The organism is Sinorhizobium sp. M4_45, assembly GCF_002885915.1.
Classification (GTDB): Bacteria; Pseudomonadota; Alphaproteobacteria; order Rhizobiales; family Rhizobiaceae; genus Sinorhizobium; species Sinorhizobium meliloti_A.
This window is the reverse complement of sequence record NZ_NWVE01000001.1, coordinates 196,651-210,790: the sequence shown is the minus strand read 5'-3', so window position 1 is coordinate 210,790 and position 14,140 is coordinate 196,651. Positions and strand designations below refer to the sequence as shown.

Here is a 14,140-nt window from a genome sequence, read left to right as displayed (position 1 = left end):
GAGTTGCAGATGCAAGGCCATTCAAATGCAAAACCGCCCGCGCGGGTTTTCGCGCAGGCGGATCATGGGCGCCATATGGGCGATTACGGGCCGCTTGTCAAACGGTCGAATGCCTCCGGCCGATACAGCCGACGCGCAAGAGGTCAGGCTGCCTTGGTCTTCGCCCGCTTGGCGAGATGGGCAACCACGTTCTCGATCATCCGCATGCCGGCGTCACCGCCGAGCGTCATGATCGATTCCGGATGGAACTGCACGGCCGCCACCGGCTCCTTGCTGTGTTCGATGCCCATGATCGTACCATCTTCGCTTTCGGCCGTGATCACGAATTCGCGCGGCAGGTTGGACGGATCGGCGAAAATCGAATGATAGCGCCCGACCGTCACCTCCTTGCCGAGGCCGGAGAAGACGACACCGGGTTCGAGCACGCGGATGCGCGAGGGTTTCCCGTGCATCGGGATCGCCAGTTGACGAAGATCGCCGCCATAGGCCTCCGCGAGCGCCTGCAGCCCCAGGCAGACGCCGAAGATCGGCAGGTCCCGCGTCCGCGCCTTCTTGATCGTCGCCTTGCAGTCGAAGTCCTTCGGGGTGCCGGGACCGGGCGAAAGCACGACGAGGTCGGGCTTGACCCGGTCGAAGATTTCCTCGGCCACGGGCGTGCGCACGGTGGTGACAGTCGCGCCCGTCTGGCGGAAGTAGTTCGCCAGGGTATGGACGAAGCTGTCCTCGTGATCGACGAGCAGGATGCTCACTCCGGCGCCAACGGCAGCGACATCGCGCGCGGCCTTGGCGCTGTTTGCAGATTTGGCGTCGCGGATGGCTGCAATCATGGCAGAGGCCTTCAGTTCGGTTTCGGCTTCTTCTTCTTCCGGATTGGAATCATAGAGGAGCGTCGCACCCGCCCTCACCTCGGCGATCCCGTCCTTGATGCGGATGGTACGCAAGGTCAGCCCGGTGTTCATGTCGCCGTTGAAGCCGACCATGCCGATCGCGCCCCCGTACCAGGCACGCGGGCTCTTCTCGTGGCTCTCGATGAAGCGCATGGCCCAGAGCTTCGGCGCTCCGGTAACGGTCACCGCCCAGGCGTGGCTGAGGAACCCGTCGAAGGCGTCCATATCGTCGCGCAGGCGCCCCTCGATGTGATCGACCGTGTGGATCAGCCGCGAATACATCTCGATCTGACGGCGACCGATCACCTTGACCGAGCCCGGCACGCAGACCCGGCTCTTGTCGTTGCGGTCCACGTCCGAGCACATGGTGAGTTCGGACTCGTCCTTCTTCGAGTTCAAGAGCTTCAGGATCTGCTCGCTGTCTGCGATCGGATCGTCGCCGCGCTTGATCGTGCCGGAAATCGGGCAGGTCTCGATGCGCCGGCCGGAAACGCGCACGAACATCTCCGGCGAAGCACCCACCAGGTATTCCTGGTTGCCGAGATTGATGAAGAAGGAATAGGGCGACGGATTGATCGCCTTCAGCCGATTGGAAATCTCGGACGGGCGGCTTTCGCAGCGCTCGTAGAATTTCTGCCCCGGCACCACTTCGAAAAGATCGCCGCGACGGAAGCTTTCCTTCGCCTTGACGACCAGTTCGGCATATTCGCCCGGGCGGTGATCCCCGTGCGGCGGGATGCTGTCGACGCTCAGGAACGGCTCGGGAGCGATGTCCCCTGCCTTGCCCTCGGTCGAAAGGTCCTCCCTGGCGAAATCGTAGCGGTCGATCCAGGCCTTTGCCGCATAGTGATCGACCACCAGGATTTCGTCCGGCAGGAAGAGAACCATGTCGCGCTGGTCGTCCGGACGCGTAAGCTTCAGTTCGATCGCATCGAACTGGAAGGCGAGGTCGTAGCCGAAGGCGCCATAGAGGCCGAGGTTCGAGTCCTCCTCCGAATGAAAGAGGTTCGTCACCGCGCGAAGAACCGTAAAGACCGTCGGCATCTTCGACCGCTCTTCCTCGGTGAAGACACGATCGGGCTCGTTGATTGTGAGGTCGAGACGACGGGGCGCAAGCGCGCCGAGCGTAATGTCGGCAACGGACTTCAGATCCTCGGCGATCAGTGCCAGCAGCACTTCGCCGCGTTCGTTATAGGCTTCGATCCACAGCGAGCGACCGAAGGAGGAGATGGCAAGCGGCGGGTCGACCACCGCAGTGTCCCAGCGGGTATAGCGGCCGGGATATTCGTAGTTCGAGGAGAAGACCGCGCCGCGGCGTTCGTCGAGCCTGTCGACATAACCGGCGATCGCGTCGCTGTAGGATGCCTCGCGCCGCCTGCGGGTGACGACGATGCCGCCCTTCGTGGTATAGCTCTCCGCGCCGTCTTCCAGAATTACCGCTGCCATTCGTCTCGCTCCGTAAAAGCCCGGTCTTTCCACGCGGCCAGAATACGAAAAAAGCCGCCTCGAAATCTCCGGGCGGCTCCATCTCTCAATCACGCATGACTGGTCAAGGCCGCCTCAGCGAGCCCACCACCAGATCGAAATGTTCTGCATGTTTGCCATGGGCGGAAGTGTTAGCGCGGCTTGCAGTGGCGCGCAAGCGGGAAATCTTGGAACTTATCTGGGCCAATATCAAAAATGAGGGTGGCTACAACGGCCACCCTCCAGGCGTAATCAGAATCGCACTAGAAGCGCTGCGTCAACGAGAACTTGAACGTTCTTCCGGGCTCGGAATAGAACGCTTTGCCCGCATCCGGAGGTGTCACGTCGCGAATTGAAATCGCGTCGTAGTATTCTTTGTCGAACAGGTTGTAGATACCGGCACGCATCGTCAGCCCTTCGACCGTTTCCGGCTTCCACCAACCGGTGAGATCAAATATTCCGTAACCAGGCGCTCTGAACTTGGCGTCTGATCTATACGAGACTTCCTTCGCTGCGATCATAGCAAGTTCCGTTCCCCACGTTTCGGTCTCATAGCCAATCGCAAGGACACCTTTAAGAGGGGCTACGGAACCAAGCCGTTCGTTGGTACCCAGGTCTTTTCCAAGTGCATAAGTCACAGAGCCGCGGAAAGAAACGCCGAAATCGAAGACCTTGTGAGCGGCGAGTTCAACGCCAGATATCTGCACGCGATTGCGGTTCACATATTGCGTGATGCCAAAGGGGTAGTTGATTCGATCCTGAACCGGCGCATTCACGGAATCGATGAAATTACGATAGCGATTGTAGAAGCCGGTAATGCGGCCACCGAACTCGGAGTCGCCGATATTTGCGCCGACCTCGAAGCCACTGCTCGTTTCGGGCTTCAGATTCGGATTGCCGAGCCGGAGGTAAGTACCCGGTGCACCGTAATCGAGGTATAGCTCGGTTGCCTCTGGCTCGCGGAAAGCCATCGCCCACTGCGCAAAGAGCTCGAAGTTATCTGCGGCCTGATACTTGGCCAGCAGCTTCGGTGACAATGCATCGGCATCCTGTCCGTCGGGCAAACCGTTGTAGTTCGGGTTACGTGTGTAGGCAGCGGTTTCCTGCGGCGAATGCTCATACCAGTCATATCGAAGACCAGGCGTAAGGGAGAAGCCGGTTTCTCCGAATGCGATTTCATCCTGAGCGAAAATGCCGAAACGCTTGCTGTCGACATCCGGCATGTCGGATTGGTTGGTATGAAGGAAGTTGCACGAATCGCGCGACGGGTAGGGCCCAGGTCCGCAGTTGTCCCGACCGGATGAATATTGCGTCACCGTATTGATGTAGAAGTCTCCGCCCAGCGTAATCGTGTGATGGAAGTAACCGGAATCGAAAACCTTTTCGACATAGCCAGCACTACCAAAACCACGATCCTCGACCTCGCTCAGACGCCGGTAATCACCGATTGGTCGGGAGTACCGCATGCCGTGCGTTCCATTCCCACGTACGAGATCCTGCCAATAGAATACGGCATTGGCCGCATCGAAAAGCGCGCGGTCATCCGTGGCCTCGAACTCGTAGTTCAGCGAGATGCGGTCGCGCTCGTTGGCTTCAGTACCGTTCCACTCGCCTGGCCGATAGGGCGAGCCGGTCTGCGCACGCCGAAGATCGATGTCTTTGTCGCGATCGAAACGTTCGCCGGTCAGCGTAAAGCTATGCCCGCTGTCCGTGTACTGCTTCACTTTGACAAGCATGTTCTTTTGGTCGAAATCTGCCGGATTAGCCTCCGTCCGAGCGGATCCATAGCTGCCGTCATCGCCGTTGGTCTGGAGCTCGTTTCCTCTTCTATAGCCTCCCTGGACTAAGATTGCAGTGTTGTCGTAGCGTGCAGCCACTGCGGCGGAGCCGCCAAGGCTCTCGTCGTCGCCATCATAGGTGAACTTGAAGATACCACCCCAGCTCTTGCCCTCGCCAATCAGATCTTCCGGATCAAGGGTGCGCAAAACTACGGCGCCGGCAAGTGCGCCACCACCTGCGCGGCTCGAATCCGCCCCGCGCACGATATCAACGCTCGACAACTCATTGAAGTCGAAGCTGTCGATGCCTCCGTCTGCATCCCTTGCACCATCATCGAGAAACGGTATTGCGATGCCGTCAATGGTCGTCAATACGCGTGGACCGTCGAGGCCGCGGATGTTGACGCTACCGTTGGCCCGATTGAAGTACACACCAGGTTCGAGTGTCCTGCCCAGATCTTCGAAGCTCGTCACCTGGTTGTCATCGATTTGCTCTTCGGGGACGTGCGAGGCGAGCGGCGTATCCGCCACGCCCTCCTTCCCGCCCCCCTTCACGGAAAGCTGCTTCAATACGGTCACGCGCCCCTTCTTTTCGGCGGCGCCCTGCGGCTGCCCGGTGGATTGCGCATGAGTAAGTGTCGTGCCCGCGAGGGTAGCGAATGCCGTGCAAGCCAAAAGTGCCAGGCGATGATGCCGGTTTAGCATGGACCAGTCCTTTGAAAGTGTTGGCCGGGCTTGCTGTTGAGCGCGAACTCAAGGGCTGGCTGGGCTGGTAGGGGGCGGCAATTTCCGCCTTATTTCAGCCACATACGAAAACATGAGTGTTATTGTCAATATATATCTGGGGGTTCTTCCTCATCTTCATGCCTGCGGTGCGGCCCCGTCCTCAGTTTCAGCACAATTTGAAACAGGATCGTTCCCGGTGCGTTTCGCCGTCTGGGGCTGCAGAAAAGCCCGGGGCTGCAGAAAAGATGGAGAGGACCTCATGCGCCACGCCGGAATCATTCTGATCTCCGCGTTTCTCCTTTCGGGAGCGGCCTTGCCGAAGACCGGACCGGTACCCGAGCCGCGTCCCTCCGCCGGCAGCGGCCAGCCGACGCCCACGCCCAAGCCCATTACGCCGCCGCCGGGTGATGCTGGCAGCCTGGAAAAATCCGGCGGAGAAAAGAAGGACGGCGCGCGGGCAGCGCAGGAATTGCCTCCGAACTGGAAGGACGACGCCCTCGACGTCGGCCCTGTGCTGACGATCGAAAAGGAGAGTCCCCAGGAATATGCATCCTGTCTCTCGGAATTGCAATCGCTCGGCACCGCCTTTGCCGAGGTCGATGGCATCGACGACGGCAAGGGCTGCGGCATCGACAAGCCGATTAGGGTCAGTGCGATACTGCCCGACGTGACGCTGAAGCCCGAGGGGGTGATGCGCTGCAAGGCGGCGCTGGCGCTCGCGCGCTGGACGAAGGAAACGGCTGCACCGGCCGCCAGAAGCGCCTTCGGCGCCGAGACCCGCATCGTCGCCTTGAACCAGGCATCAACCTATATCTGCCGGCTGAGGAACAATGCAGAGACCGGCAAGATATCTGAACATGCGCGCGGCAACGCGGTCGACATCGCCTCGTTCACGCTCAGCAACGACAAGACGATTGAGATCCAGCCCCGCGACGAGGACGGTACCCTCACCGGCGCGTTCCAGCGGGCGGTCACGGCTTCGGCCTGCCTGTATTTCACGACCGTCCTCGACCCCGGCAGTGACGCGGCGCATGAAGATCATCTGCATCTGGACGTTATCGAAAGAAAGAACGGATACCGCTATTGCCGCTGAGGAGGCGCGCGCCCCTCAACCCGCTGCCGCGACCTTCTCCCCGCATGCGGGGAGAAGGGAATTGCGGCGAGCGCCCGCGGCAGAGCCGCCTCAAAACAACCCCTCGATATACCCCTGCTCGTTCAGCCGTATCCGTTCCGAAGAAGGCACCTTCGGCAGGCCGGGCATCGTCATGATCTCGCCGGTGATGACGACGATGAAGCCGGCGCCGGCAGCCAGCCGGACCTCGCGGATCGGCACGGTGTGGCCGGTCGGCGCTCCGCGCAGGTTCGGGTCGGTGGAAAAGGAATACTGCGTTTTAGCCATGCAGATCGGCAGATGGCCGTAGCCCTGATCTTCCCAGGTGCGCAGCTGATCGCGAACCACCTTGTCGGCGATCACCTCGCTCGCATGATAAATGTCCTTGGCGATCGTTTCGATCTTTTCGAAGAGAGGCATCTCGTCCGCGTAGAGCGGTGAGAACTGCGAATGGCCGGCATTGGCGAGGTCCACGACCCTGCGCGCGAGCTCCTCGATGCCCGCCGAACCCTCGGCCCAGTGCTTGCAGAGAACCGCTTCGGAGCCGAGCGTGCGGACATAGTCCTTGATCGCACGGATCTCGGCCTCGGTATCGGAGGTGAAGTGGTTGATCGCGACGAGCACGGGGACGCCGAATTTCTTGACGTTCTGGATGTGGCGGCCAAGGTTCGGGCATCCCTTCCTCAGAGCCTCGACGTTCTCCCTGGCGAGATCCTCTCTCTTGACGCCTCCGTTCATCTTGATCGCCCGGACGGTGGCGACGATCACCGCTGCATCCGGCTTGAGACCTGCCTTCCGACACTTGATGTCGAAGAATTTCTCTGCGCCGAGATCCGCTCCGAAACCGGCCTCGGTCACGACGTAATCGGCAAGCTTCAACGCCGTCGTGGTGGCCACGACCGAATTGCAGCCATGCGCGATATTGGCGAAGGGGCCGCCGTGTACGAAGGCGGGATTGTTCTCGAGCGTCTGCACCAGATTCGGCTGCATCGCGTCCTTGAGCAGCACCGCCATCGCCCCGTCGGCCTTGATGTCGCGTGCAAAGACGGGGCTCTTGTCGCGGCGGTAGCCGATGATGATGTTGCCGAGCCGCCTCTCCAGATCCTTGATGTCCATCGCGAGGCACAGGATCGCCATGACTTCCGAGGCGACGGTGATGTCGAAGCCGGTCTCTCTCGGATAGCCGTTGGCGACGCCGCCGAGCGAGCCGACGATCTGGCGAAGCGCCCGGTCGTTCATGTCCATGACCCGCCGCCAGGCAATACGGCGAATGTCTATCGCCTGTTCGTTGCCCCAATAGATGTGGTTGTCGATCAGGGCAGCGAGAAGATTATGCGCCGACGTAATGGCATGGAAATCGCCGGTGAAGTGAAGGTTGATGTCCTCCATCGGCACCACCTGGGCGTAACCGCCGCCCGCCGCCCCGCCCTTGATGCCGAAACAGGGGCCGAGCGACGCCTCGCGAATGCAGACGATCGCCTTCTTGCCGATGCGGTTCAGGCCGTCGCCGAGACCGACGGTCGTCGTCGTCTTTCCCTCGCCCGCCGGCGTCGGGTTGATGGCGGTCACCAGGATGAGCCGGCCGTCCCTCTTTTCCTGCTGCGCCGCAATGAACTCGGCGCTCACCTTGGCCTTGTCATGGCCGTAGGGAAGCAGATGCTCCGGCGGAATGCCTAGTTTCGCGCCCACCTCCATAATCGGTTGCTTGCGCGCGGCACGCGCGATCTCGATGTCGGACTTTACCTCTCCCACGGCTTCCCCCCAGTTTGCCTCGCGCACCCCGCCTCCTCCGCGGGGTACGCAGGTTCCATTCCTTCGCCTAGGCTCGCACGTCGCCCGTCAACGGGCAAGAATGTCGCGCATTTCCACGAGGTTCGACCGGACGCGGAGAATGTAGAAGCCCATCGTCGCGAGATGGGTCGGCATGATCCAGCCGTCCTCGCGGCCGTTCGAAATGATGAGCGGCTGGATTCTGAGCGCAGCGCGAAGCTGCTTCATCGTCTCGGTATAGATCGGCCCCAGGCCACGTTGGGTGACGACATTCTCGAAATCGGCACCGGCAGCCGAGAGAATGCCGTAATAGCCGTAGAGCTGGCCGAAGGCGAACCAGAAGCGGTCGTCGGCCCGCGTGTCGAACCAGCCGCCATTGTGGAACTCCGATCGTTCGCGGATGATCGCCGAGGTGTTGCCGAGATCATTGGCGACGCGATCGAGGAACTCGACCATGTTGTCGGACCGTCCGTCGAAGATCGCCTCGCACTTGCCGAGCGAGACGTTGAACTTCCTCAGGTCGCGCATCGCCGAACGATAGAAGCTGGGCGTCGGGGTCTTCGGACCAAAGGGGTTAAGGCCGAAATACCAGGTTTCCTCGTCGAACTGGATATTGCCGCGCGCGCTCTGCAGGTCCGCATTGACTCCCGATGTACCGCGAACACGGCCGAGCGAATCCACCAGTTCCACCGCTGTGCGCCGGACCGCCTGATTGATGCCGCGCTGGAAGGACGCCTTGTTGTCCAGCCAGGGCGTATCGTCCCAGTCCAGTCCGAAAAAGCCGAGCTTGTAGCCGAGCATCGACGAGATCCAGGCATTCTGATTGACGTTGAGGTCGATGAGATCGGCCGCCACCTCGACGACGGCCGAGGTCTGACAAACCGTTCCGGCCGGAAGCTCCGCCACTGCGAGAGCCTCGGTCGTGCTGTCCGCACCGGACGGTGCGACCGTAGCTCGGTTCGCGTCAGCCGCAGAACCGGACTGGCCCGTCGTCGTTCCAGGTCCGCTGACGGGCGAACCGGCCGGAGTCCTGCGGTCGGTGAGCTTGTAGCGGTCGACATAGTCCGGGTCGAAATTCGTCCAGGCTTGCGTCTGCCAGACAAAGTAGGCGTAGAAGAGCACGAGGCAGAGGAGGATCAGGCCGATCGGCCCCTTGATGATCCAGCTTCGTCCCCGGTACCAGTTGCCGAGCGCGACGAACGGCCACAGAAGCCAAGCCACCGCCAATCCGATGCCACGGCCGATCGCCGTGAATACACGCTGGAAGAACGCAACGATCGGATCGAACATGTTTTATTCCTCTTTGAGACCGTAGAGCTTATGACGGAAGGCGGCCTTGTCCTTGAGATATGTGCCGGTCAGTGTCGCAACAACATATTCGCGGAACTTTTCGCTGTAGCCCTCATAGGCTTTGTAGAAGCCTTGCTTGTCGAACACGAATCGCGAGACGAAATCGCGAGGGACCAGTTCGGAGATCAGGCGGTTGACGAGCCATTGATCGGGATGCTGCGGGGCGGCCCGGACGAGCAGAAACCGGTTCTCCGGGGCGACGTCCTGCATCCTGATCGTACCCGTCGCGGCGATCGCCCGCGCCATTTCCTGGAGGAAGGGATAAATCCCGTCGCGCGCCACCAGCGCGGCATTGCGGTGGATCCAGGTCTGGAGCCATATCCGGTCGACACTTGTCAGATCGGCCTGCGGATCGGCATCGTTGACGAGCCCACGGATCACCATGTCCGCGCGATGCTGGAAGAGGCCGGACTCCTGCACCCAGGATGCCTGCGGTAATTGCAGCCGGTTGGTCGTCGCCAGAAAGTCATAGATGCGGGCGTGGTCGGTTATGGCGATGTAGCTGACCTGCCAGGGCCGCGAACGGCGGAAACCGGGCACGGAAGGGTCGCAGATGACCGTCGTCGTCTTCTCGTCGAGAAAGACGTAGACGCCGCCGAAGTGATTTGCCCAGAAGGCCTCATGGCGGAAGACCAGTTCGTCCGGCACGAGCACGTTCTGCCTTATGTCGCCGGTCGTCTTGGCGAGTTCGACCATCCGATCGAGCATCGCGTCGTCCGCCCACGCGTTCGGCACCTTTTTCAGCCGGTCGACGAGCTCGCGCAGTTCGGTCGCCTTGCCGAGCATGTCCTCGGCCGAGAGCACCCGGAAGCGGACTTCGTTGATGGAAAGCAGATCGTCAATGTCCTCGACGACTGAGACCGAATCCTCGATCTCGCCGTAGAGCGCATCCTTGATGGTGATCGCATTGATCGCGCGGCCATTGGCGTTGAAGAATTCGTGCATCAGCGCCGCGGTGTTTGAGAAGCTCGTGTGCACGACCGGCAGATCCGCCTGCGCCGGCGTCAGGATGATGAAGCGCCGGTTGACCAGGTTCGGATCCAGATAGTCGCGGTCGCCGATTTCCTCGGCGATTTCGGGTGAGAAGCCGGTCATATCGATGCTGAACCGCTGAAGAGCCGTCGGCTTCAGCCCGAAGCCTTTGAGAGCCTTGTTGTAGCGCGAGACGAGATGCGGTTCGGAAATGTCGAGCAGCCGTCCATAGATGAGCTCCGCTTCCAAAAGGCGCTTCATGCGGCGATGCTCCTCAGCATTCTGCCCCTCACCCTAGCCCTCTCCCCGCGCGCGGGGAGAGGGGACACCGTCGTGGCCTGCTTCAACCTCCCCGGCCAGAAGCAAGTTGGTCCCCTCTCCCCGCCTGCGGGGAAAGGGTTAGGGTGAGGGGCGGACCGAGACGCCGATTTCGACGCCCGACTCATCTCTTCTCCCCCGGAATGAAGGTCAAATCAGCACTCCTCATTGCTCCCACCATCCGCTTTTCCAGGACCGCCACGATCGTCTCCAGCACCGCCGCGCGGTCATTGAAGACGTCCGTATTCCAGAAGCGGAGCACACTCCAGCCATTCGTGATCATGAACGCGTCGCGCCTCTCATCGCCGCTGCCGATCTGATGCTGACTGCCGTCGACCTCGACGACCAGCCGCTCATCACGGCAGGCGAAATCAGCATAGTAACGACCGATGGGGACCTGCCGGACGAACTTGAAGCCGTTTAGTCGTCGGCCTTTCAGTTCCGACCAAAGGAGCGCTTCTGCTTCATTGTCGCTTTGCCGCAGACCTCTCGCGCGTTCTGTCTGGCGTTCGTTCGCTCCTCTCATGCTTGCGGGTTGCCCCTCACCCTAGCCCTCTCCCCGCGCGCGGGGAGAGGGGACACCGTTGTGTTCAATCGCACCCGATAACGCGCCCAAGGGATCTCGTCCCCTCTCCCCGCCTGCGGGGAGAGGGTTAGGGTGAGGGGCAAATGCCGCGAACACAACCTTCATCCCTGCCACCTGCCCTCGCGCTTCATGGTCTCGATCTCTCGGATCGCCCTCTCGCGCTGACGCTCCCGGCGGATGATCTCGCCGACTGCCGCATCGTCGGATTTGTCGGTGTAGCGGAACTCGCTATCCGCATAGCGGTTGATTTCCTGCAGCACCATGTCGATGGTGATCGGGCCTCGCAATTGCTCGATCATCGCCTTCTTCTCGTCGTAGGGCCTATGCATGAACGTGCCGGCGTCCCTGAACCAGTCGTCGGGCAGTTCGACGTCCATGGCCCTCAGCTTGACGGCATCGGTGATGTTCCTGATGGCGCGCCCGGTGAAGCGGGGCTCCGCCTCCTTGATCATGTGCAGATAGGCGCCCACATCGGCGAGCGTGGCGATCTTGCCCTTCTCCTTCTGATAACGCTCCCAGACGGCGGCAAGCCCCTCCTCCTGCGGTCGCGCATGCGCGGCATAGGATTGCGAGACGGCGCGCTTGATCTCCTGACCGGCATAGAGGTCGTGCTCGCCGAGGGGGATCTTGTGGTTCTTGCCGACGAGCAGCGCGAAGATGTCGATGTAGTCGTCCTCCGTCTGCGGCCCGTCGACCAGCCAGCGCGCACCGGCCCGCTGGCGCAGGGCGTCGTCGACATTCTCGGGATAGTTGGAGAACATGCCGAAGGTGCAGTTGCCGCGCACCACCGTCGAGGCGCCGGCGAAGCTCTCCATCAGCACCGCCGTCACCTCGTGCTGACCGGCCGAGGCACGGTCGTCGGAGCGCTTAGCCGCCACCTGGTCGACATCGTCGATCGTGCCGAAGCCGATCGCCCGCGGGTTCACGACGTTGTTGACGAATTCCTTGCAGTTCTGCCCCGATTTGCCCTGATAGGAGGAAATCTGGTCGACGCCGAAATTCTCGTAATGGAAGGGATAACCGGCGATGCCGCAATATTCGTGCAGCATGCCGGCGAGCATCTGGATCAGGATCGTCTTGCCGGTACCCGGCATGCCGTCGCCGATGAAGGTGAAGAGAAAGCCGCCGAGTTCGACGAAAGGGTTCATCTGCCGGTCGAAGTCGTAGGCCATCAGCATCTTGGCGAGCTTCAGCGCCTGGTACTTGGCGATGTGATTGCCGATGATCTCCTCGGGCTTCTTGAAGGTCATCACCAGCGGCTTGCGCTTCTGCCCGGGCGCGACGTCGAAACCGTTGAGCGTAAAATCGTCCTGGTCGAGCCGGATATGCACGCTCTCGAAATTCTGCAGACCGGTGAAACGCGCCTTGCGCGCAATCAGACCCTCGATCGCGATGCGGGAAAAGGCCCGGGCTCGTGCGGCCAGAGCGAGCTCGTCCGGCGCACCGGCGATGCTGCGGTCGAGACCGGCGACCATGGTTTTCAGCGCATCCTGCGGCGTGTCGAAAAGGAAATCCGGCTCCGCGGCATCGTCCACCGGCTCGCCCTCTTCCTGCAGCGTCGCGCCGAGATAGGCGGCAAGCGTGAAGGCGGCGATATAGGCCGAAGCGGAGAGCAGCGCCTTGAAATGAGCCGCATCCTCGCCGGTAAGCGGCGCGGTGGCGTTACGCGCCTGCAATTGTTCAAGGTTCGTCTGCCGCGCGAAGACATCGGCAACCGCCAGCGCCACCTGGATGCCGCGACGGGTGCGATAGAGCACCGAATGCTGCGCCGGCGACAGGAGCGGGTCGGCGCTGCGAACCGCCTGGATGGTGCGTGCGAGTTCGACCTCGCGGCTGCGGCGCTGACCGCCGGTCGAGACCGTCGAGACGAAACGGCGCCCCGTCCCTGCCAGCGGCGTGGCGGCCGCGCCATCGTCCCGCTCGACAATGGCAAGCTTGGTGACCAGGCTCTGCGCCACCGCCTGATGTCCGGCGATATCGTCCTCATGCAGTGTCGTCAGCCCTGTGTTCAATGCCATGGCTCAGACCTCGCTCACCACCTGGTTGCCGGATATGACATGCACCTTGTAATCGCCGAAGACCTGGGCAGCCTCACCGGAGGCATAGAGCGCCTGGTACGCGTCGTGCGGCACCAGTGCATGCTTCTCATACGCGCTTACCCCCATGCGCGCCGCCTCCAGATCGGCGGTCTCGATGTGAAACTCCTCCTGCGCCTGGGTGGAGGACCAGAAGCCACGCGTTGCCGGCCGCTCCGCCTTCGAGAAGACCTCCTGCACCGTCCAGGTGAGCAGCCACGCATTCTCGGTCTTGCGCACCCTGGAGAGAATGTCGTTGACCCTCGCATTGTTCTCGGTGATGCCCGCCGAATAGAAGGGGCCGAGCACGATCCGGCGAAGCTGTTTCGGATGCAGTTCGGGGAAGTCCCTGTCGAGATTTGTGGCGATCGTCGCCGGCGTCAGCGAATAGGCGCTGTTCTTGGAGGCGAAATCGTCGAAACGGCTTGCGAGCTCCGGATTGAGCAGGCCACCCACGGGGAGCGGAATCTCGACTCCCGGATTGAGCTTGCCATCCTCGGTCACCAGCATCTCGACGATATTCTCCGAGGAATCCTCGATCGTCGCCATATAGATCATCGGCAGCGTCTGACTGCCGTCGAAGGCGCCCCAGGAAACGACGTAATAGGGCCGCATCGTCTTCGGATTGACCGCGACCCGGATCGTCTCCGGCAGGATGAACGGCGAAAAGATATCCCCCTTGCCGATCTGCTCCAGATAGAGCCTTTCGGCCATGCGAACCTGAAGGGCCTCGGGGAACGCCCTCTGCCTCAGGATGAAATCGACCATTTCCTCGCGCAGCGCATCGGCGGAAGGAATGCTCGCAAGCCGCTTCTCCGCATTCTGCCGGTCGTTTTCGAGTTCCAGCACGTTCTGGAAAACCGGAAAGCCGCTTTCGGCGCGCGAGATGCGAAACTGTTCGACGAAACCGATCCGGTTTTCCCAGCAGGCGATCGAGGCTTTCAGCCGGGCAAGATAGGGACCGATGACTTCGCCGACGACGCTGTCGCGGTAAAGCGGCGAATTGCGGTCTCCGAGGAAGAGCTCGAGCCCTGCGAGCGCCGCCCGGACGGAGCCGAAATATTGCCTGACGGCCGAAGGAATGGCGGTATTCATGGCAGCTC

Annotated in this window: 10 protein-coding genes; 1 reads left to right on the top strand and 9 read right to left on the bottom strand. The window is 61.5% G+C overall.

Features of this window, described 5'->3' with window-relative positions:
* Positions 1–143: 143 nt before the first annotated feature.
* From CN933_RS01005 to CN933_RS01000, 3 genes are all read right to left on the bottom strand, one after another.
* Positions 144–2,333: an anthranilate synthase gene (locus CN933_RS01005; protein WP_018095678.1), complete on the bottom strand. Its 2,190-nt coding sequence runs from the start codon at positions 2,331–2,333 to the stop codon at positions 144–146.
* 114 nt (positions 2,334–2,447) lie between these two features.
* Positions 2,448–2,492 carry a trpE operon leader peptide TrpLE gene (gene trpLE / locus CN933_RS31420; RefSeq protein WP_180980694.1) on the bottom strand — a complete coding sequence of 15 codons (45 nt, stop codon included), beginning with the start codon at positions 2,490–2,492 and terminating at the stop codon, positions 2,448–2,450.
* A gap of 122 nt (positions 2,493–2,614) precedes the next feature.
* Positions 2,615–4,834 (bottom strand): TonB-dependent receptor, heme/hemoglobin family, encoded by a 2,220-nt coding sequence (locus CN933_RS01000; protein ID WP_018095679.1) that lies wholly within the window; start codon positions 4,832–4,834, stop codon positions 2,615–2,617.
* Between the two features lie 280 nt (positions 4,835–5,114).
* Between CN933_RS01000 and CN933_RS00995 the strand changes: the two genes are divergently transcribed.
* The gene (locus CN933_RS00995; RefSeq protein WP_018095680.1) at positions 5,115–5,948 is read left to right on the top strand and encodes an extensin-like domain-containing protein; all 834 of its coding nucleotides are present in this window, start codon (positions 5,115–5,117) and stop codon (positions 5,946–5,948) included.
* Positions 5,949–6,038: 90 nt separating this feature from the next.
* On the opposite strand, the gene CN933_RS00990 is transcribed toward CN933_RS00995, so the two are convergent.
* The 6 genes from CN933_RS00990 to CN933_RS00965 all read right to left on the bottom strand — a co-directional run bounded on the left by CN933_RS00990 (position 6,039) and on the right by CN933_RS00965 (position 14,132).
* Entirely contained in the window at positions 6,039–7,718 is a 1,680-nt protein-coding gene (locus CN933_RS00990) for a formate--tetrahydrofolate ligase (RefSeq protein WP_033047347.1), read from the bottom strand.
* 87 nt (positions 7,719–7,805) lie between these two features.
* A complete protein-coding gene (locus tag CN933_RS00985; protein WP_018095682.1) occupies positions 7,806–9,026 on the bottom strand; it encodes a DUF2333 family protein in 1,221 nt (406 codons plus the stop codon).
* Positions 9,027–9,029: 3 nt separating this feature from the next.
* Entirely contained in the window at positions 9,030–10,319 is a 1,290-nt protein-coding gene (locus tag CN933_RS00980; RefSeq protein WP_018095683.1) for a DUF6638 family protein, read from the bottom strand.
* Positions 10,320–10,500: 181 nt separating this feature from the next.
* Positions 10,501–10,902: an endonuclease domain-containing protein gene (locus CN933_RS00975; RefSeq protein ID WP_018095684.1), complete on the bottom strand. Its 402-nt coding sequence runs from the start codon at positions 10,900–10,902 to the stop codon at positions 10,501–10,503.
* Positions 10,903–11,063: 161 nt separating this feature from the next.
* A complete protein-coding gene (locus CN933_RS00970) occupies positions 11,064–12,980 on the bottom strand; it encodes an AAA family ATPase (RefSeq protein WP_018095685.1) in 1,917 nt (638 codons plus the stop codon).
* A 3-nt stretch (positions 12,981–12,983) separates the two neighbouring features.
* Entirely contained in the window at positions 12,984–14,132 is a 1,149-nt protein-coding gene (locus CN933_RS00965; RefSeq protein ID WP_018095686.1) for a hypothetical protein, read from the bottom strand.
* Between the last annotated feature and the right edge of the window lie 8 nt (positions 14,133–14,140).